Source organism: Parvibaculum lavamentivorans DS-1 (genome assembly GCF_000017565.1).
Taxonomy (GTDB): Bacteria; Pseudomonadota; Alphaproteobacteria; order Parvibaculales; family Parvibaculaceae; genus Parvibaculum; species Parvibaculum lavamentivorans.
Genome location: NC_009719.1, coordinates 1,603,816 through 1,623,746, shown reverse-complemented (window position 1 = coordinate 1,623,746; position 19,931 = coordinate 1,603,816). Strand labels below are relative to the sequence as shown.

Annotated in this window: 23 protein-coding genes and 1 tRNA gene; 14 read left to right on the top strand and 10 right to left on the bottom strand. The window is 62.8% G+C overall.

Annotated features, from left to right (window positions below):
* From PLAV_RS19780 to PLAV_RS07520, 10 genes are all read right to left on the bottom strand, one after another.
* Window positions 1–645 carry a lysophospholipid acyltransferase family protein gene (locus tag PLAV_RS19780; protein ID WP_049767735.1) on the bottom strand — a complete coding sequence of 215 codons (645 nt, stop codon included), beginning with the start codon at window positions 643–645 and terminating at the stop codon, window positions 1–3.
* Window positions 638–1,705, bottom strand: a complete 1,068-nt coding sequence (locus PLAV_RS18820) for a glycosyltransferase family 2 protein (RefSeq protein WP_083762525.1) — start codon at window positions 1,703–1,705, stop codon at window positions 638–640. Before PLAV_RS18820 ends, PLAV_RS19780 begins: the two co-directional genes overlap by 8 nt.
* Entirely contained in the window at window positions 1,702–3,357 is a 1,656-nt protein-coding gene (locus PLAV_RS07555) for an ApeI family dehydratase (protein ID WP_012110395.1), read from the bottom strand. Before PLAV_RS07555 ends, PLAV_RS18820 begins: the two co-directional genes overlap by 4 nt.
* Window positions 3,354–3,953, bottom strand: a complete 600-nt coding sequence (locus tag PLAV_RS07550) for a COG4648 family protein (RefSeq protein ID WP_143710186.1) — start codon at window positions 3,951–3,953, stop codon at window positions 3,354–3,356. Before PLAV_RS07550 ends, PLAV_RS07555 begins: the two co-directional genes overlap by 4 nt.
* Window positions 3,910–4,161, bottom strand: coding sequence for an acyl carrier protein (locus PLAV_RS07545; RefSeq protein WP_012110393.1), 252 nt, complete (start codon window positions 4,159–4,161; stop codon window positions 3,910–3,912). The genes PLAV_RS07550 and PLAV_RS07545 overlap by 44 nt, the downstream gene beginning before the upstream one ends.
* Entirely contained in the window at window positions 4,148–4,426 is a 279-nt protein-coding gene (locus tag PLAV_RS07540) for a phosphopantetheine-binding protein (RefSeq protein WP_012110392.1), read from the bottom strand. Before PLAV_RS07540 ends, PLAV_RS07545 begins: the two co-directional genes overlap by 14 nt.
* Window positions 4,386–5,189, bottom strand: a complete 804-nt coding sequence (locus PLAV_RS07535) for a lysophospholipid acyltransferase family protein (protein ID WP_012110391.1) — start codon at window positions 5,187–5,189, stop codon at window positions 4,386–4,388. Before PLAV_RS07535 ends, PLAV_RS07540 begins: the two co-directional genes overlap by 41 nt.
* A complete protein-coding gene (locus tag PLAV_RS18815) occupies window positions 5,176–5,937 on the bottom strand; it encodes a beta-ketoacyl synthase chain length factor (RefSeq protein WP_012110390.1) in 762 nt (253 codons plus the stop codon). Before PLAV_RS18815 ends, PLAV_RS07535 begins: the two co-directional genes overlap by 14 nt.
* A gap of 68 nt (window positions 5,938–6,005) precedes the next feature.
* Window positions 6,006–6,470, bottom strand: coding sequence for a hypothetical protein (locus PLAV_RS07525; RefSeq protein ID WP_012110389.1), 465 nt, complete (start codon window positions 6,468–6,470; stop codon window positions 6,006–6,008).
* Between the two features lie 75 nt (window positions 6,471–6,545).
* A tRNA-Ser gene (locus PLAV_RS07520) sits at window positions 6,546–6,635 on the bottom strand.
* 144 nt (window positions 6,636–6,779) lie between these two features.
* Between PLAV_RS07520 and PLAV_RS07515 the strand changes: the two genes are divergently transcribed.
* The 14 genes from PLAV_RS07515 to PLAV_RS18810 all read left to right on the top strand — a co-directional run bounded on the left by PLAV_RS07515 (window position 6,780) and on the right by PLAV_RS18810 (window position 19,927).
* Window positions 6,780–7,544 (top strand): CDP-alcohol phosphatidyltransferase family protein, encoded by a 765-nt coding sequence (locus PLAV_RS07515; RefSeq protein WP_012110388.1) that lies wholly within the window; start codon window positions 6,780–6,782, stop codon window positions 7,542–7,544.
* Between the two features lie 141 nt (window positions 7,545–7,685).
* Entirely contained in the window at window positions 7,686–7,997 is a 312-nt protein-coding gene (rplU, locus tag PLAV_RS07510) for a 50S ribosomal protein L21 (protein WP_012110387.1), read from the top strand.
* Window positions 7,998–8,018: 21 nt separating this feature from the next.
* Window positions 8,019–8,300, top strand: coding sequence for a 50S ribosomal protein L27 (rpmA, locus tag PLAV_RS07505; RefSeq protein WP_012110386.1), 282 nt, complete (start codon window positions 8,019–8,021; stop codon window positions 8,298–8,300).
* Between the two features lie 98 nt (window positions 8,301–8,398).
* Window positions 8,399–8,923: a GNAT family N-acetyltransferase gene (locus PLAV_RS07500; protein ID WP_012110385.1), complete on the top strand. Its 525-nt coding sequence runs from the start codon at window positions 8,399–8,401 to the stop codon at window positions 8,921–8,923.
* A 1-nt stretch (window position 8,924) separates the two neighbouring features.
* A complete protein-coding gene (gene obgE / locus PLAV_RS07495; RefSeq protein WP_012110384.1) occupies window positions 8,925–9,971 on the top strand; it encodes a GTPase ObgE in 1,047 nt (348 codons plus the stop codon).
* Window positions 9,968–11,125, top strand: a complete 1,158-nt coding sequence (gene proB / locus PLAV_RS07490; RefSeq protein ID WP_012110382.1) for a glutamate 5-kinase — start codon at window positions 9,968–9,970, stop codon at window positions 11,123–11,125. The genes obgE and proB overlap by 4 nt, the downstream gene beginning before the upstream one ends.
* Before the next feature lie 85 nt (window positions 11,126–11,210).
* Complete coding sequence (locus PLAV_RS07485; protein ID WP_012110381.1) at window positions 11,211–12,485, top strand: glutamate-5-semialdehyde dehydrogenase; 1,275 nt, start codon at window positions 11,211–11,213, stop codon at window positions 12,483–12,485.
* 10 nt (window positions 12,486–12,495) lie between these two features.
* Entirely contained in the window at window positions 12,496–13,101 is a 606-nt protein-coding gene (locus PLAV_RS07480) for a nicotinate-nucleotide adenylyltransferase (RefSeq protein WP_012110380.1), read from the top strand.
* Between the two features lie 102 nt (window positions 13,102–13,203).
* Window positions 13,204–13,686, top strand: a complete 483-nt coding sequence (gene rsfS, locus PLAV_RS07475; protein ID WP_425357297.1) for a ribosome silencing factor — start codon at window positions 13,204–13,206, stop codon at window positions 13,684–13,686.
* Between the two features lie 77 nt (window positions 13,687–13,763).
* Complete coding sequence (gene rlmH, locus PLAV_RS07470; protein WP_012110378.1) at window positions 13,764–14,246, top strand: 23S rRNA (pseudouridine(1915)-N(3))-methyltransferase RlmH; 483 nt, start codon at window positions 13,764–13,766, stop codon at window positions 14,244–14,246.
* Window positions 14,247–14,375: 129 nt separating this feature from the next.
* Complete coding sequence (locus tag PLAV_RS07465) at window positions 14,376–15,944, top strand: 2,3-bisphosphoglycerate-independent phosphoglycerate mutase (RefSeq protein ID WP_041535898.1); 1,569 nt, start codon at window positions 14,376–14,378, stop codon at window positions 15,942–15,944.
* 82 nt (window positions 15,945–16,026) lie between these two features.
* On the top strand, window positions 16,027–17,277 hold the full coding sequence (locus tag PLAV_RS07460; protein ID WP_049767734.1) for a murein hydrolase activator EnvC family protein: 1,251 nt from the start codon (window positions 16,027–16,029) through the stop codon (window positions 17,275–17,277).
* A complete protein-coding gene (locus PLAV_RS07455) occupies window positions 17,278–18,612 on the top strand; it encodes a S41 family peptidase (RefSeq protein ID WP_012110373.1) in 1,335 nt (444 codons plus the stop codon).
* Window positions 18,613–18,646: 34 nt separating this feature from the next.
* Complete coding sequence (locus tag PLAV_RS18810; RefSeq protein WP_012110372.1) at window positions 18,647–19,927, top strand: divergent polysaccharide deacetylase family protein; 1,281 nt, start codon at window positions 18,647–18,649, stop codon at window positions 19,925–19,927.
* The last annotated feature ends 4 nt before the right edge of the window (window positions 19,928–19,931 follow it).

The window sequence follows — 19,931 nt, the reverse complement described above, 5'->3', positions numbered from 1 at the left end:
TTACTGCCCCTCGAACTTGTCGGAAGAAACCGGCGGCTGGAGCCCCGCCGGACGCCAGAAATCGAAAAAATTGAACCATTGTAGCGGCGCGATACGCAAATGACTTTCCAGCCGTGCCGCATATCGCCCGACGGACAAGGCCAGCGCTTCTTCACGGCCTTTGCGCGGCAGTTCGATCCTGTCCGCGAACCGTTCGAAGCGGATGCGATGGCGTCCGCCCTCGCGAAGGCAGAAAAGCAGGTAGACCGGACATTTGAGCAGCCCGGCCAGAATGTGCGGACCTTGCGGAAAAGGCGCGGGCTCACCGAGAAACGGCACCCAGCTTATACGTTCATTGCCGCTGACGGGCACCCTGTCTGCAGCCATGACGATCCACTCACCCCTCGCGATCGCTTCCTGGAGCAGGATTGCCGTGTCCGGCCCGACCTCGGTCACCTGAATGACCCGGACGCTGGCCGAGCCCGAAACCTCACCGATAAGACGGTTGAAACGGACGGCGTGGGCAGTGTGCACCAGCACGTTGACGCGCCAGCGGTCGCCCAGCGTCGCCAGAGCGCGAAGGATTTCTGGGTTGCCGAAATGTGCCGTCAGCACCACCGCGCCCTCGCCGCCTTGCTTGGCAGCGGCGAAAGCGCCCTCATCCACACCGTCGACGGCCGAAGGCGGAATGTTGCCTGTCCATGCGGCAAGCTTGTCGACGGCTGAAGAGGCGAATGTGAGGAAATGTCGGAACGACAAAAGCCAGTTCGGCTTCGAAGCGATGAGACCGGCGGCATGAGCGCGAGCGAGATAGCCGAGAGAACCGCGCCGCTGCTCCGTACCTGTGAGAAAGAAGAAGAGCACGACCGGCGACATGACGGCCAAAGAGCCGGTAGACAAGGCCGAGGAGCCAGAGCCCCGCATAGCTGCCACGTTCGCCTATGGCGGCCCAGTGAGATGAAGAGCGGGAGGACGAAGGAGAGAGACCGAGCATGCGGGAAAGAAGGATGCCGGGCAGCCGCGCAAGCATGAGAAAGAACAGCTTGGCGTGCATTCCGGAAAGACGCAGATTATCGTCCCACATCGCAAAATTGGAATGATTGCCGGCGGGATAGGTAACGGCGACCGGAAGCGTCACGACATCCACGCCGCGCCAGACGAGGCGCACCAGTATCTCCGTGTCGAACGCCATACGCCGGGAAATGCCGGCAGCACGCGCCGCGGCAAGTGTCTCGGCCACGGGATAAACGCGGAAGCCGCACATGCTGTCGACGATGCGAAAGGAAAGCGTGTTCACGGCTACCCAGAAATGCGTTATCCAGCGGGCGATGCGCCGGCTCTGCGGCACCGTTTCGTCATAGACCGGCTCGCCCGTGACGAGGGCATGGGGATGCGTGCGGGCGGACGCCAGCAGATCCGCCACGCGCGCGAGATCGTGCTGGCCATCGGCGTCGACTTGCACCGCATGCGTAAAGCCGCGCATCTCGGCGCGGGCGAGACCATCGAGCACCGCAGCGCCCTTGCCGCCATTCACATCGCGCCGGCACAGCTCCACGCCATCATGCGATGCCGCGAGACAGGCAATGCGCTGCGCGGCATCGGGCGCATTTCCATCATCGACGATAATGACAGGCAATCCTTGCCCGCGCAGAAACTGGACAATCCGGCCAAGTGCCTCCGTGTGCTTGTATGTCGGAATGACCGCACATGCGTTTACGCCATTCACGGATCGCTCCTGAGCGTGCCACTCGCCACGACCTCGCCGTCAATGCTGTATTTGAAGTCGAGGCGCGAACCGCTTCTCTCGAGCGCCAGCGATATGCGCTCTTCCGGCTGCATGACGCGTTTGAACTTGATGCGGGACATTTCCCTTCCATCGAAAACGGAGCCCCATATCCGCTCGGCAAATTTCGCCGCGATGTGAAGCTGTGCAACGCCGGGAAGGATCGGCTGATCCGGGAAATGGCCTTCGAACCAGCGGAGGTCCGGCTGCAGGCGAAGGTCGAACCGGGCACTGTCGCCATCGACATCGCTCGCATCGATTTCCGGCAGCTCAGGCGAGACGAAGAGCGCGCGGAGATCGGCTGCGACACGTTTTCCCTGCGCATTCTCGGGGAGCCGGGAAATGAAACGCCAGTAGCGCGGCTGCTCCATAGATTCAAGGCGCGATTTGAGCGCGGTGCGCAAATGACGGGAGAAGCGAAAACGGCCCATACGCGCGAGCAGAGCATCGCCCTCGGCCGTCAGCACCACGGCGGCGCCAAGCGCACCCTGCCGTGCGGGGAGGTCGATAGCCGCAGCGTCCGAGACTTCCGGTTGCGACTTCAGCACGTCCTCCACGCGCGGCAGCGACACCCGCTTGCCCTCAACTTTCACGATACGGTCGAGACGGCCCTTGAGCACGAAACGGCCATCCTCACTTATCTCAACCGCGTCCCCCATGGAGAGAAAACCTTCATGGCCGGTGAAGGGCGACCTGACCGCAAGCGCGCCTTCGTCATCGGAGCGAATCTCGACCTCGGGCATAGGCGTCCAGGGAATACCCGCAGCGCTTTGTTGCCTCCAGGCGACGCCCCCCGTTTCCGTGCTGCCCAACACCTCGACAGGGATAACGCCAAACTGCGCGCCTGCATTCTGCGCGTCCTGGAGAGAAAGCGGTCCGCCCGAGGAAAAAATCGCCGCAGGTACGACAGGCAAATGGACGGCAGCGGGTATCCGCGACAGATGGGCGGGGCTCGATACAATGACGCCGCCGGGCTCCAGCCACGCCGCCACCGCTTCCCATGTTTCGAGTTGCGGCGAAAAAATCCGCGCCCCCGATGAGAGCGGCCAGAGAACGCGAAAAAGCATTCCGTATATATGCTGGTGCGAAACGGTTCCGGCGACCGCACCATCCGGCGCGCCCCATTGGCGGCGCAGCACCTCAACTTCCGCCGCGAGTTGATGCAGCGACTTCATGCAGAGCTTGGGCTCGCCGGACGAGCCGGAGGTGAAGAAAGAAACCCGGCCATCCGGCAGAGGCGGAAGGACCGCGTCCGCCTCATCCGGCACGCAGACAGAGGCCGGGATCGCATTCACGCCGTACAGATCGCTCACGAAGGCGGCGCCGCCGGCACCTATTTCGCGCAGATAATCCGGCGCGGCATGTCCGGGCAGGCGCACTTCGCGGCCGGCGGCAAGTGCGCCGGCGAAACCTGCGATGAAGTTCGCGGCATCCTCGCAATAGAGAACGACAGGCGCCTCGCCTGCGCCGAGATACTCTGTGACACGCCGCGCGGCTGCGCGAATACGCCCCGCCGTCGCCGCTCGTTTACCATCTGTGGCAACGAGCGTTTCAGGTGCTGCGGTGGACAGAAAATGCCAGAGACTTTCCATCATGCCGGCCCGTTCCGCGCGCGCACGCGCCGGCGTACGGTAAACTCGATTGCGAAGAGAGAGCCTGCAAGAAGATAGCTGATGAAGCCGTTGTAAAGCCCCCAATAGAAAAGGTCGCCCTGTTGCACGGTCCACAAGGCGACGATAGCGTTCAGCGCGAAAAACCCCACCCAGACATAAGTGACTTTCCGGGTGTAGCGCACACCCCGCATGTCGAGATCCGGCTCCATGATCCGGGCGAAACGCTCGATCATGCTCGGAGGGCGGAACAGGGTAACGACAAAGGCGACAAGCATCGTAACGCTCATAAAGACGGGATAGAGCCGCGCCGCAAGGTCGGGAGCCACCGTGCCGACAGCAAGCACACCGGCGGCAACGGCGACGAGACAGATCGTCATTGCAAGAGGAACGGGCACCGCCCGCGGAAGGAGAATACGCGCGGCAATGCAGCCTACCAGCGCAACGATGATGGGCCAGGGTCCTATCCAGCGCAGACCGATCGCCGTTGCCATCGGGATGAGCAGCATCGCGATCGTCAGGGCCGTAGCCCAGGGATCAGGCCGCCTGGCCGAGAAGCTCATGAACCTGGTCGATGACATCGCGAACCGTCCGCACCGAGCGGAACTGTTCCGCTGAAACCTTGCGGCCGATAAATTCCTGGAGTTTGAGAATGAGGTCGACTGCATCGATGCTGTCGAGATCGAGATCATCCGACAGGTGGGCATCGAGCGAAATCCGCTCTTCCGGGATTTCGAAGAGTTCGATCAGAAACCCTTTCAGCTTCTCGTAAATTTCATCCCGGTTCATGAACCTGCCCCTGCTGCTGCCGCGTGATAAAGCGCGCCAATGCCCTCACGCTTGAGAAGTGACCGGCAAGATCTTCATCCTTCGAGTCGATCTTCACGCCAAACGTCTTCTGAATTTCGATACCGATTTCGAGAGCATCGATGGAATCGAGCCCGAGCCCTTCCCCGAAAAGCGGCTCTTCCTCGTCAATGTCCTGAGCGGAAATATCTTCCAGATTCAGCGTCTCAACGATGAGACGCCGAATTCGATCTTCGATCCGTTCCATGCCCCACTTCCCCCGTCAGCCACTCGGCCAGAAAATCGTTCAGACGCCGCGCGGCAATAGATGGCACAGATTCACCTATATAAGCCCCGGTTTCAACCAATCCGTGCACCGTGATGGTAAAATGCATGCGGCGCGGGGGAATCTCGTACCATTTCTGACCCTTCATCAGGGTCGGCGGTTCGCACCTTATGGTAACCAGACGTATCGGCGAGCCGGCCCGGATCGCGATATTCGCCACGCCACGCTGCAGTTTGACAGGTGCGTCCGGAACCGTGCGGGAGCCCTCAGGGAACACGATAAGGTTGTGTCCCTGGGCGAGCATACGTGCACAATCCGCGACAAGCGTCTCCGCATCGCCGTCGTTACGGATATAGCCGGTTGCATTAACCACGCCGCGCATGAAGGGGTTGCGCCAGATGTCCGCTTTCACGATGCATTGCGAGCGGCGCATCAGCGACATCAGCAACACGACATCGAGAAGCGTCGGATGGTTCGCGACAACGAGCACGCCCTCGTCCGTAGCCAGCGCCTCCGCATTATGCACCTCGAAATCGAGGACACCCATCACGATCATGAAATTCCGGTGCAGGCGAAACATGATGTGCACGAGGCGCTGCGCATGGGCGGCCCGCCTTTCGCGATCCCTGACCACGAGGTTCATCAGCGGGAAGACCGTGAGTGACAGGACAAGACCGCCAATGCCGAAAAAGAAAAAGGAAAGCCCCGTCCCGAAGAGCCTCCAGAAATAATCAAGCCGCTTCATCGGAGGATTTTCCCAAACGCCACAGCGATCCTTGCGAACGCCATGACAACGCGGGCGCATCGGAGCAAAGACTGTCCACGAGCCGTCTTACAAGAAGTTCCGCAGGCGGATTTTCGAGCGCCGCGGGAGATGCGTCCCCGGCGGCGCTACGCGTAATCGAGACCGCGCGCGCCTCTCCGGGCTCGGCAGAGAGCCGCAGCGCGAATGCGGCACCGCCGGCATCCTCATCTGCAAACTGACGGTAGATGTCGGGCAGCGGAAGATCGGCAAAGACAAGCACAAGCCGGAGATGCGGCCGCTCTCCGAGGCGAAGCCATGCTTCCGCAAGGCCCGCCGAGAAAGTTTGCGCACCGGCGGCAATCGCCGTATGGCCGATCCGCGCCTTGCGAGCGAGATCGAGCACGCCCGGCACCGCATTATGCACTGACATCGAAAACCCCGCAGGCGACATCGGTTCGGTTGCAACAAGCGCCGCCAGCAATTGATGCGCGAGCGAGAGGTCGCCATAGCGCGAACAAAAGACAATGTCCGCGTCTCCTTCCGGAGCTATGCCGAGGCCGCAGGCAACCCCCATGCGCGCAAGCGGACCAAGGCGGCGTCTCAACCCCGCCGGAATATCCGCGTCGGCCGCACAAGCACCGAGCCGCACCGGCGGTTCGCCCGGCGCATCTGCAAGCATCGCCGCCCAGGATTCGACAAAGACGGCGGACAGGCCTGCCGGACCGGGCATTGCGCGATCGGATTGCATCGCTCCCTCCCCGGAACGCTTTACCAAGCCGGCACCGGCATCGCCTCCGTCGCCGGCTTCGGCCGGAGCTACTTCGCCAGTTTGACGACTTCACCCTTGAGGGCGACGCCAGACATCAGAAAGCCAACGCGGCATTCATATTCCGTATCGCTCTTGCGTTCCTTGCCGTCATAGACGCTGACGATGTTGATCACCGCGTTGCCCCCGCGCAGCTGCGCCTGATGCTGCAACTCGATAAAGGTCGACAGCGCCACATGCTGACAGGTTTCGGCATCCGACTTGGCGAAGGCATTCGTCTTCTTTCTTGAGGTGACGGTGCCAAGGGATTCCACGACTTGCGGATGGGCCGTATCGCCGAAATAGAAACCGACCGAACCGTCGAGCTTCTCTCGCGCGGCAGGTGTTTCGAGCGCCGGCTTGACCGGCATCATGACGATCTTGTCCGCCGCGCCGGCTGGCAGGACGCCAAGCCCGACAGCAAAGCCGCAGGCGGTTAAAAGCAACCGAACGGAATAATGGAAATTTCTGCTCACGACCCACACCCCCCGTGCCGAGCAACAAATCTCAGATCAAACTCGGGCATGACCGGATAATTATCAAGCCGTAAGTGGCGGAGAGGGTGGGATTCGAACCCACGGTACCCTTGCGAGCACGCCGCATTTCGAGTGCGGTACTTTCAACCACTCAGCCACCTCTCCGCAGAGGACGGGCAGGGCCTCTGGGCCGCCCGTAGGGTCGAAACGGCGCGGAATGTAGACGCGACACCTCGCTTGCACAAGACCGGATCTCGGCCCCAAAGCAGGCAGTTGGGCGAAGTTCCCGCGTCCTGCTAGGATGGCGCCATGAGCGACACCCGGAGCGAACGCGAAAAGCCCGTCCCTGCGCCCCTGCCGCGCACCCGCGTGGCCGCCGCATGGGCCGTACATGCCTTCACGGCCAGCGGCGTCGTCACCGGGCTCCTGGCCATTGCGGCGTTGATCGCGGGCGACCTTCGCCTGGCTCTCCTCTGGCTGGGAGCAGCCCTCATCATCGATGGCTTTGACGGGCCAATGGCTCGCCGGGTCCGGGTCAGCGAATACGCCCCTCGTTTCGACGGTGCGATACTGGACCTCGTGATCGACTACCTGACCTACACGGTAATACCGGCGCTGCTCATTTTCCGCTTCGGACTGGTGCCGGACGGCTGGGGCATTCCCGCTGCCGCCTACATTATGACAACCTCGCTCTATTGCTTCGGCAACAGGGAAATGAAGACCCCCGACAACTATTTTTCGGGCTTTCCCGCCGTCTGGAACATGGTGGTTCTTTACTTTTATATCGCCGGAACCGGCCCTTGGCTCAATCTCGCGGTCATCGCGGTCCTGGGCATCCTCACCTTCGTGCCCCTGAAATTCGTCCATCCGTTCCGGGTGGTTCATCTGCGGGTACCGACTTTGCTCGCCACCGCGATATGGGCCGCCGCCACCTTCTGGCTGGTATTTCAAAGCGTACCGGGGATCTCCCTGGCCGCTACCGCCCCACTCGCTTTCTGGGCCTTCTGGGCAAGTTCTCTTTATTTTCTCTGCCTGTGCGCCTGGCGCAGCTTCCGCAAGGCGGCAGCGGCCTGAAAAGCCTTGAAATCGGCCATTCCAGCGCGATTCCATCGCTTGACACTCCGACCTCCCCCTGTATATTGCGCGCCAATTCGGCCCGTGCCGCTCCAACAGGCGGCGCGCCGGTCTTTATTTCGTTAAATGGTGGATTTACCGATGTTCGCAGTCATCCGGACCGGCGGCAAGCAATACAGGGTCGCGAAAGACGATGTGCTCGAGGTTGAGCGCAACGGCGGCGAAGCCGGCGACAAGATCGACCTCGAAGTCCTGATGCTGGGCGGCGAAGGCGGCACGCTCAAAGTCGGCGCGCCGCTCGTCGATGGCGCCAAGGTCAAAGCCGAGATCGTCGAACACACGCGCGGCCCGAAGATCACGATCTTCAAGAAGCGCCGTCGCCAGAACTATCGCCGCAAGAACGGCCATCGCCAGGATCTGATGCTCGTCAAGATCCTCGACATCGCCGGCTAAGCGGCACGCAGGAGTAGAAACATGGCCCATAAAAAGGCAGGCGGTTCATCCCGCAACGGTCGCGATAGCGCCGGCCGCCGTCTCGGCGTGAAGAAGTTCGGTGGCGAAAGCGTCATTCCGGGCAACATCATCATTCGCCAGCGCGGCACCAAGTGGCATCCCGGCCGCAATGTCGGTATCGGCAAGGATCATACGATCTTCGCGAAGTCGGAAGGCGTTGTGGAATTCCGCAACGGCAAGAACGGCCGCTCGTTCGTATCGGTTGTCGTTCCGGCAGAGATGCCGGCCAAGGCGGCTGACTGATATCGAGGTGTACGCCACCTCGGGTGGCGACCATCGGAATATAGAGAGGGAGATGGGCCGCCATCTCCCTTTTTTCATGCCCTTTCGGGATGACCCCGATGCAGGAAGAACTGAAGACGGAACAACTGCTCCTGAGACCGCTGCGCGAGACCGACGCCGAAAGGCTCGCCGGCCTCGCCAACAACTGGAATATCGCGCGGATGCTCTCCCGCATGCCTTATCCCTACGCACTCAATATGGCGCAGGACTGGATCGCCCGCACGGCGGCGGAACGCGCCGAGGGTGAGGAATTCGTCTACGCGGTGACGAACGGCGAAGGCTTCATAGGCACCTGCGGAATCCAGGCCCATGCAAACGGCACACATGAGATCGGCTACTGGATCGGCGAGCCTTACTGGAACCGCGGCTATGCGACCGAGGCGGCCCGAGCCGTACTTGCAGACGGGATTACCCGCTTCGGTGCGGAAACGATCGTCTCCGGGCATTATTGGGAGAACCATGCTTCGGGCCGCGTACTGACGAAGCTCGGCTTCCGCTATACTGGCGAGGAATATCGCTGGTGCGCGGCACGACAGGAAAAAGTTCGCTGCCTCACGATGCGGCTGGCGCGATTGGACAATTGAGATGAAGTTCCTCGATCAGGCGAAAATCTATGTCCGCTCCGGCAATGGCGGCGCCGGCTGCGTGAGCTTCCGGCGTGAGAAGTTCATCGAGTTCGGCGGACCGGACGGCGGCGATGGCGGCAGGGGTGGCGATGTCATCGTCGAATGCGTCGAGGGCCTCAATACACTGATCGACTACCGCTTCCAGCAGCATTTCAGGGCGAAAACCGGCACGCATGGCATGGGCAAGAACCGCGCCGGCGCGAACGGCGCCGATGTGGTGCTGAAGGTGCCCGTCGGAACGCAGATTTTCGAGGAAGACGAGGAAACGCTGATCGCCGACATGACGGAAGTCGGCCAGCGCATCGTGCTGCTGAAAGGCGGCAATGGCGGGTTCGGCAATGCCTACTTCAAGAGTTCCACCAACCAGGCGCCCCGCCGCGCCAACCCCGGCCTTGAAGGCCAGGAAAAGACCATCATCCTGCGGCTGAAACTCATTGCCGATGCCGGGCTGGTCGGCCTGCCCAATGCCGGCAAATCGACATTCCTGGCCGCCGTGAGCGCCGCGAAGCCCAAGATTGCCGACTATCCCTTTACGACACTGACCCCCGGCCTTGGCGTCGTAACGATCGACACCCGGAGCTTTGTGCTGGCCGACATTCCCGGCCTCATCGAAGGCGCGCATGAAGGTGCAGGCCTTGGCGACCGCTTTCTCGGCCATCTCGAACGCTGCAGCATCCTCATCCATCTGGTCGACGGCACGGCGGAAGACGTCGCGGAGGCCTATCACATCATTCGAGGCGAAATCGAAGCCTATGGCGCCGGACTGGAAGACAAGCCGGAAATTCTCTGCCTCAACAAGATGGATGCCTTGAGCGAGGAAGAGCGGGAAGAAAAGCTCGCGCTTCTTGCAGAAGAGAGCGGCAGCGAGGTCCGCCTGCTTTCCGGCGTATCGGGCGAGGGCGTGAAGGAAGTGCTCCGCCTTGCCGCCGACGAAATCTGGAAGACGCGCGCCATGGAAAAGGCGGAAGCTGCCACGGGTGAGGAAGAAGAAGGCTGGAAACCATGAGCGCTCAATCGACGGGTGCATCTCTCGCTACCGCGCAACGCGTTGTCGTTAAAATCGGCTCAGCGCTGCTGACCGATCCCGAAACGGGCAAGCTGAACCGCACCTGGCTGCAGGCACTGGTGGAAGACGTGGCGCGGATGCAATCGCGCGGACAGGAAATGCTGATCGTTTCCTCCGGCGCGATCGCGCTCGGCCGGCGCGCATTGAAGCTCCCGCCCGGCAAGCTGAAGCTGGAGGAAAGCCAGGCCGCCGCCGCCGTGGGCCAGATCGGCCTTGCCCATGCCTTTCAGGAAATACTTTCCGCCTATGGCTTCTCTTGCGCGCAGATCCTTGTGACGCTTGAAGATACGGAAGAACGCCGCCGCTACCTCAACGCGCGTTCGACGATTTCCACACTGCTGAAATTCCGCGCCGTTCCGGTCATCAATGAGAACGACACGGTCGCAACGAGCGAAATCCGCTATGGCGATAATGACCGCCTCGCGGCACGCGTCGCCAGCATGGTTTCGGCCGATTGCCTGATCCTTCTGTCGGATGTCGACGGGCTCTACACCGCCCCGCCCCATCTTCCCGGCGCGCGCCACCTCGCCGAAGTGGCCGAGATCACGCCGGAGATCGAAGCGATGGCGGGCGATGCGGCGAGCGAATTTTCACGGGGCGGCATGAAGACCAAGATTGCCGCCGCTCGCATCGCGACCGAATCCGGCGCACGCATGGCGATCGCGAACGGACGCGGCCTGCATCCCCTCAAAGCATTGGAGGAAGGCGCGCGCTGCACCTGGTTCGCCGCGCATTCGACGCCGGTGGCCGCCCGAAAGCGCTGGATATCCGGGTCGCTGAAGACGCTCGGCACCATTTTGATCGACGACGGCGCGGTGCGGGCTCTCACTCAGGGCCGAAGCTTGCTTCCCGCCGGCGTAACAGGCGTCGAGGGCGAGTTCGGCCGCGGCGACGCCGTCAGCGTGCGCGACGGCGCGGGCGTCGAAATCGCGAGCGGTCTCAGCGCCTATTCGAGCGGGGACGCGCGGGCCATCATGGGCCATTCGAGCCACGAAATAGAGGAACTGCTCGGCTATTCGGGCCGCGCGGAAATGATCCATCGCGACGATCTGGTACTTAAAAGGGCTGAAATTCGCGAGCGCGATCCCCATTAAATAAGCCAAGTTGAAACTCTTCCGCCTGCCTGAAATACTCGGGCGGCTCTCTGAACAACAGGTAGTGCAAGTGAATATCCTGAAAATGAACGCTGACAGGCAGGATGTTTCTCTTCTGATGGAGGAGATCGGCGTCGCAGCGCGCAGCGCCTCGCGCTTGCTCGCACAAGCCCCGACCAAGCAGAAGGACGCCGCGCTGCTCGCCGCCGCCATGGCCGTGCGCGCCAATATCGACGATATTCTGGCGGCGAATGCCGAAGATGTGGCCGACGCGGTGAAAAGCGGCACCGCGCCCTCGCTGATCGACCGCATGACGCTCGACACGAAGCGCATCGAGGCGATCGCGCGCGCGCTTGAGGAGATTGCTGCCCTGCCCGATCCTGTCGGCGCAACAATGGCTGAATGGGACCGGCCGAACGGCCTCCACATTTCGCGTGTACGTGTACCGCTGGGCGTCATCGGCATCATTTATGAAAGCCGGCCCAACGTCACCGCCGATGCCGGCGCGCTGTGCCTCAAATCCGGCAACGCTGCGATCCTGCGCGGCGGCTCGGACGCCATGCGTTCGAGCCAGGCCATCCACGCCTCGATCCTCGAAGGCGTCATTGCGGCCGGCCTGCCGGAAGCGGCAATCCAGCTCGTACCGACGAGCGACCGCGGCGCGGTGGGTGAAATGCTGAAGGGGCTCGGTGGAAATCTCGACGTGATCGTACCGCGCGGCGGCAAGAGCCTCGTGGCCCGGGTGCAGGAAGAAGCGCGCGTGCCTGTGTTCGCTCATCTCGAAGGCGTCTGCCATGTCTATGTCGATGGCGAAGCCGATCTCGACATGGCGCGCAACATTGTGCTGAACGCGAAGCTTCGCCGCACCGGTGTTTGCGGCGCAGCTGAAACGCTGCTGGTGGATGAAGCCTGCGCGGCGACGCATCTCGCGCCGCTGGTGGCAGCACTGATCGCGGAAGGCTGCGAGGTGCGCGGCGACGAGGCGGCACAAAAAGCCGATCCCCGCGTGAAGCCTGCAACGGAAGACGACTGGTACACCGAATATCTCGACAGCATTATCGCCGTCCGGGTGGTCAAGGGCGTCAAGGATGCGATTTCCCATATCGCGAAATATGGCTCCAGCCACACGGAAGCGATCGTCACCGCCAACCAGGTGACAGCCGACAGATTTCTCGCGGAAGTGGACAGCGCCATCGTGCTGCACAATGCTTCGACCCAGTTCGCCGATGGAGGCGAGTTCGGCATGGGAGCGGAAATCGGCATCGCAACCGGCAAGTTCCATGCGCGCGGCCCGGTCGGCGTCGAACAGCTGACAAGCTTCAAATATCTGGTGCGCGGTAGCGGCCAGGTCCGGCCCTGACGGCCGCCGCGTGGCACGCCGCGAGCTGCTGACGCCGGGGCTCAAGGTCGGGCTACTGGGCGGCTCCTTCAATCCCGCCCATGAAGGGCATCTGCATGTAACGCGGATGTGTTTGCGCGCGCTTGGACTCGACCGGGTCTGGTGGCTCGTATCGCCTCAAAATCCGCTGAAATCCGATGCCGGCATGGCTTCCTTCGACCGCCGCCTCGCCTCGGCGGAGAAGATGGCGCGCGACCCCCGCATCTGCGTCAGCGATATCGAAGCACGGCTCGGCACACGCTACACCGTCGACACGCTCGCCGCCCTCACATCGCGTTTTCCGCAAATCCGGTTCGTCTGGCTGATGGGAGCCGACAATCTGATCCAGCTGCCGCATTGGGCCCGCTGGCGGGACATCGTCCAGACCGTGCCCATTGCCGTCTATCCGCGCCCTGGCTTCACGCTGAAGGCACGGTTGTCGCCCGCCGCCACAGCATTGCGCGACGTCACCCTCGATGCGACGGACGCCGCCCTTCTGCCTTTGCTCACGGCGCCTGCGCTCGCATTTCTCGACGGGCCCGAAAGCAGCCAGTCGGCGACATCGATCAGAGAGCGTGGCGGCTGGTCGTTGCGGTAAAACTGCATCGTCACCGCGCTTTTCCAATACCGTCATTGAATTGAGGCATATTGAGCCTTATTCTATCGGTGTCGGCGCGTGTGTGGGCTGGCAGTGGTAAATGTGCGGTATGCGAAAACAAGGAGCCTGTTCCTGAACAGACAGTCACCGGACCTCAAGGTCCTCAAGTCCGAAAGGACAAAGCCCGCAAGGGCCAGTGAGAAGGCCACCGCCGAAAAGGCGAAAAAGGCCGATGCCGGCAAATCTTCGGAGATGCTCGCTCTCGTGCTCGAGAGCCTGGACGAAGACAAGGCCGAAGACGTGGTTTCCATCGATCTGACCGGAAAGACACCTATCGCCGATCACATGGTGGTCGCGAGCGGGCGGTCGCAGCGCCATGTCGGCGCGGTAGCCGACCATCTCGTGCGCCGCCTGAAAGAGGCGGGTTTCGGCACGTCCCAGGTCGAAGGAATGAAACAAGGGGACTGGGTGCTCATCGACGGCGGAGACGTGATAATCCATGTCTTCCGGCCCGAAGTACGCGAGTTCTACAGACTGGAGAAAATGTGGTCCGCCGATATTCCGGCCGACCAGCTGGCCGTCTGAGGCAATAGCCCCCTCAGACGACGCCGGCACTTCTCTCCGCGTCCGCAATTGGCCGGCGCCATGCCGGACGGGGGAATATGCGCGTCCAAATCTGCGCCGTGGGCCGGCTGAAGGCCGCACCTGAAAAGCATCTTCTCGACGATTACATCTCGCGCCTCGACGCCACAGGACGCGGAATCGGCATTTCCGCGCTGCCGGTCTGCGAGGTGGAAGAGAAGCGCCGCCTTCAAGGCTCGGAGCTGATGGAACGGGAAGCGGAACTTCTGCTCGCGGCCATCCCGAAGGGCGCACTCATTATCGCGCTCGACGAGCGGGGCCGCATCGAGACGAGCGAAGCCTTCGCCAAACGGATCGGAACATTGCGCGACAGCGGCGCCGCCGACCTCGCTTTCCTGATCGGCGGTGCAAACGGCCTTGCGCCTGCGCTGCGGGAACGGGCGTCCCATGTGATGGCTTTCGGCGCAATGACATGGCCGCATATGCTGGTCCGCGTCATGCTCGCGGAGCAGCTCTACCGTGCCGTAACGATACTCTCCGGCCACCCCTATCATCGCGCCTGAAAGGGAACCGCGACGGCATGCGCGCGCAAGTGGACACGTTGCGGCGCTTGCACTAGTTTTCAATATCGCTCGCAGATGAGCGCGGCGATTCGAGCCGCTTTTACTGGCTCGCGGATTATCAAGATTATCATGGCTGCAATGACCGGCGTTCGACCTCTTGTCCTTGTCTTGCTGGACGGCTGGGGTGTCCGGACGGAGCGCGAAGGCAATGCGCTCGCGACAGCGCGCACACGCATATATGACCGCCTCGCGGCGGCTTCCCCGCAAAGTCTGCTGAGGGCGTCCGGCGAGGCTGTGGGCCTGCCTTCGGGGAAACCAGGCTATGCGCAGGCCGGCTACGCGGCACTCGGTGCTGGACGGCCCATAGAACCGCCGGCCGCGCGCATTACTCCCGCCTTTCAACATGACGGCTCCGCGGATATTGCCGCGCATCCGGTTCTACGTGATCTCATCTCCCGCGTGCGTCCGCTGGGCGGGGCCGTTCACCTGATCGGCACGATGACGCCTTCGGGCATTTCCGGCCATCAGCGCTATCTTGCCGTGCTCGCCGCACTTCTCAGCCATGAGGGCGTCAAGGTCTGGGTTCATGCCGTGATGGACGGCCAGGACACCCGCGCCCAGAGCGGGATCGAACATCTTTCGGAATTCCTCGACGACATAGCAGGCGCTGAGAACGCGGAGCTCGGCAGCGTAATGGGAAGAAGCTTCGGCTTCGACGACCTTTCCGACCCCGCCGCCATCGCGGCCGCATGGCGGGCCCTCGCCAATGCTGAAGCACCGTATACGGAATATCCCACCGCCTATCTCGATCAGTGCTACCGCAAGGGCGTGAATGACGACCGCATACCGCCGTCCATTGCCTCCTCTTATCGTGGCATCCGGCAGGACGATGCCATTCTTCTCGTCAATCTTCAGGCAGACCAGGCGCATGGCCTTCTCGGCGCGTTGATCGACCCCGCCGCCACAGGCCTCGCTGCGAAAGCGCCTTCTCTGAGCGGCGTCTACTCGCTGGTGCGGCTGGCATCGCCTCTCGGCGCCGAGGTGGAGCCGCTTTTCGAGGCCATGAGCTTCAAGGGAAGCCTTGCGGAAACGATCGCGCAGGCGGGCCTCAGCCAGCTCACGCTGACCGAGACGGCAGCGGAAGCCAGCCTCTGGAACTTCGCGCGCGGCGGCGCAAAAGCACTTTTCCCGGGCGAAACCGTGCTCGTCACCGATACGCCGCCGCTCGCCCAGGCGGAAAAGAAGCCGGAACTCGCTTCCGCCGCGATCACCGAAGAATTGCTGGCCGCCCTGAAAAAGGGCGAACACGATGTAATCACCGCCAATTTCTCCAATGCAGCCATACTGGGCCGCACCGGCAACATCCGCGCGACGGTGGAGGCGATCGAAGCCATCGACAAATGCCTCGGAAAGATCGCAGCTCAAGTCGACAAGCGCGGCGGCACGCTCGTGCTTTGCGGCATGTATGGCAAGGCGGAGATGATGCTCGATCCCGAGACCGGCGGAGCATGGCGTGGCACGACGACATCCGACGCCCCGCTCATCATCATCGGCGGTCCGAAAGGGCTCGAATTGCAGGACGGAACGCTTGCGGATGTCGCGCCGACGCTGCTTCACCTTTTAGGCCAGAGCGCACCGCGCGAGATGACGGGCCGCTCGCTCATCGCCACCTCCGTCCCAGACCGGATCAGTGCATAAGCGCGCTCATAGAAGGCTCGGACCGCTCCTTCTGGCGGCGGGCCTTTTCGCGATCCCTCTCCATGCGCCGCAAGCCGAGACAATGGAACCCGGCGAGCTCGACAAGCTGCAACGGCAGATCGATACAAGCCGCGAGCGGCAGAAGGAATTGCAGGCGCAAGCCGCCGCCGCCCGCCAGGAAGCCGACGAAGTCCGCGGCAAGCTGATCGAAGCCGCCGCCCGCGTCCAAGCCTACGAAGCCGAGGTGTCGGCCTCGGAGGAAAGGCTGCAGGGGCTGAAGGGTGCCGAGGCCGTGATCGCCGCGCAGCTCGAACGCAGGCGCGACGAGATGGCGGAGCTGCTGGCGGCGCTGACGCGGCTCGACAGGCACCCGCCTCCCGCGCTCGCCGTGCGCCCCGACGACGCCCTGGCCTCGATCCGAAGCGCGCTGCTGCTCGGCGCCGTGGTGCCCGAGCTTCAGACGGAGGCCACCGACCTCCGCGACCGGCTGGAGCAACTGGCCGCGCTGCGTGAAGACATCCTGAGCGAGCGGGAAACGCTCGGCACCGCCCAAGCCTCGCTCGAGGAAGAACGCCGCGAACTGGAAGCGCTGCACGACCGCAAACTCGTCATAAGCAGCAAGCTCGCGAAAGAGGCCGAAGGTGAACAGGAGACGGCAGAGAGGCTCTCGAAACAGGCGACGGACATTTCGGACCTCATCGCAAGGCTGGAAGCCAGCGCCGCCGCGCGGCTGCCCGCCATTCGTCCTGAACCGGCACGCCCTGAGCCTGAACCTTCCAGGGCCCCTGCCGCCGAACCGGAGCCACAGACGCAGGTTGCCAGTGTTTTACGGCCACCCTCCAGCCCTCCGGTCATGCCGTCTTCGCGTCTTTTTTCGGACGCAAAGGGCCTGATAAGACCGCCGGCGGCCGGAACGATCGTGCAGACCTTCGGCAGCCGGGACGCGGCCGGGGCCCGCGCCCAGGGATTAACCCTCGTGACGAGACAAAATGCACAAATTGTTGCCCCATTTGACGGGAGAATCTCCTATGCGGGTCCGTTCCGGCACTACGGGCAACTCTTGATAATATCGGTCGGTGAAGGCTACCATGTGTTGCTGGCGGGCATGTCGGGCATTGACTGCGTCGTAGGTCAAAGCATCCTCGCTGGAGAACCGATCGGCACGATGGGCCGGTCGGCTGCCCGGAACGATCTGGCTGCACAGGATACTTCGCCGCAGCGGGACGGGATTGGAGGTCACGGGCCGGCACTCTACATAGAGTTCCGGAAGGACGGTGATCCGATCGATCCTCGCCCATGGCTGTTGATGAGTGACAAGAAGGCACGTGGTTAAATGAACAAGTCCGTCTTCGCTGGCTTTGCGGTCGGTACCTTCCTGTCCTTCGCTGCCGTTATCGGCATGAAGCAGGGTTTCCTGGACACGCCGGCATACGCCGCCAGCGACTCCAATACCTATCGCCAGCTCAATCTCTTCGGAGACGTGTTCGAGCGCGTGCGTGCGGATTATGTCGAGCCGACGGATGACGCCAAGCTCGTCGAAAATGCCATCAACGGCATGCTGACCTCACTCGATCCGCATTCGAGCTACATGACGCCCAAGACCTTCCGCGACATGCAGGTCCAGACGCGCGGCGAATTCGGTGGCCTCGGCATCGAGGTCACGATGGAAAACGGCGTCGTTAAGGTGGTGACGCCAATCGACGACACGCCGGCCAGCCGCGCGAACCTCCGCCCCAACGACTACATCACGCATATCGACGGCACGCAGATCCTCGGCATGACACTGAGCGACGCGGTCGACAAGATGCGCGGGCCGGTCGATACCGAGGTTACGCTGACTGTCGTCCGGAAGGGCGAGGAAGAAGCCTTCGACGTCAAGCTCAAGCGCGACATCATCACCATCAAGTCGGTGAAGTACAATCGCGAGGGCGACATCGGCTATATCCGCATCACCTCATTCAACGAGCAGACATCCGACCTGCTCGAACAGGCGATCTCCGATCTTTCCAAGCAGATCGGACCGTCGCGGCTGAAGGGCTTCATCCTCGACATGCGCAACAATCCGGGCGGTCTGCTCGACCAGGCCATTTCGGTGAGCGACGACTTCATCGACGGCGGCGAAATCGTATCGACGCGCGGCCGCCACGCCGAAGACACGCAGCGCTACAACGCGCGCAGCGGCGACATCACCAATGGCCGTCCGATCATCGTTCTCGTGAATGGCGGTTCGGCGAGTGCATCGGAAATCGTTGCCGGTGCATTGCAGGACCATCGCCGCGCGACTGTGCTCGGCACCCGCTCCTTCGGCAAGGGTTCCGTGCAGACGATCATCCCGCTCGGCTCCGACGGCGCGCTGCGCCTCACCACCGCGCGTTACTACACGCCGGCCGGCCGCTCCATTCAGGCGAAGGGCATCGATCCCGATATCATCGTGACCCAGACGGACCCCGAAGCAAAAGAGAAGAAGAAGCAGACCAGCATCGGCGAATCCACGCTGCCCGGGCATCTGGCCGCCGAAGAAGGCGATGAGATGGCCGGCTCCGACAGCTTCGTGCCGAAGGACAAGAAAGACGACAAGCAGCTTCTTTACGCGATCGATCTCCTGAACGGTGCGCGCAAGGATGCCGCGTATCTTGGCGGCAGGACATCGAGCGCGATGGCCAACTGAGGCTCTCCGCAAGCGCCGGAGACAGTTTGCAAACATGGTGGCGAAGATAGCGGCGACAGGCTCCGGCCCGAACGAGAGCGGGCCAGAGGACGGCGACGGACGCTACCGTCCACGCCTGCTGCTGATTGCCGCGGCGCTTGTGGCGCTCGCCTGGACCGGCACGCTCGGCTGGCTTTACTTCTCCGATAACCGGCTGGCGGGCGAGCCCGTGGTCCATGTGGCCCTGGCGCCGGAAGAACCTGTGGAGGAGCCCGCTGCTCCTCCGCAGGCGGAGGAACCGGCCGGCATGGAGACGCCCGCCCCGCCGCAGGATGAACCGCAAGGCGAGACGCCACCCCTCGACCTCGACCCCGACGAACTCAGCCCGGATGAGAGAGCGTTGCTCGATGCGGCGCGCGACCTGAACAACGGCATCGACCGGGGCATCGACGCCGACGTGGCGGACGAAGTGAAGATCGTCGGCGCGGAAAGCGTATCGGGCGGACGCGAAACGCCGCTGGCCGAGCCCGCCGAAATAAAACTCGCACCCGTTCCCGATCCCGCCCTCGTCGAGAAAACCGCGCAAGGACCGCTTCCGAAAATTGCCGCCGATGGCCGCAAGGCGTGGCAGGTCTATGCGCGGCCTGTGCCGGACGGCACGCCGACAGACCGGCGCATCGCGCTTGTCGTGAGCGGCATGGGCATCAGCGAAAGCGCGACGTCGCATGCGATCGATGTGCTGCCGCCGGAAGTGACGCTGTCTTTCGCGCCTTATGGCACGGGCCTTCAAGGCTGGATCGACAGGGCGCGCGCGGCGGGACATGAAGTCCTGCTCGAGCTGCCGATGGAGCCCTTCGGCTATCCGCAAAACGACCCCGGCCCCCACACGCTTCTGACGAGCCTTCAGCCGAAGGAAAACATTGAACGGCTAGAATGGCTGATGAGCCGCTTCTCGGGCTATGCGGGCGTGATGAATTATCAAGGCGCGCGCTTCACGACATCTGCGACGGCGCTCAAGCCCGTCGTCGCGGCGCTCGGAGCGCGCGGACTTCTCTATGTCGATAATGGCGCATCCGCGAGAAGCCTTGCGCCGCAGCTTGCCGGCGAAAGCCGCATGCCCGCCGTACAGGCGACGCGCATCATCGATCCGGTGCAGAACCCCGAAGTCATTGCGACGTCGCTCGACATGCTGGAGAAGACGTCGAGCGAAACGGGAAGTGCCGTCGGCGTGGCGTCGGGCTTTCCTGTCACGGTCGATGCGCTTGCGGAATGGGCGAAGACATTGCGGAACGACGGCTATGTTCTTGTGCCGGTAACCGCCATCGCACGCGAATAGCAAA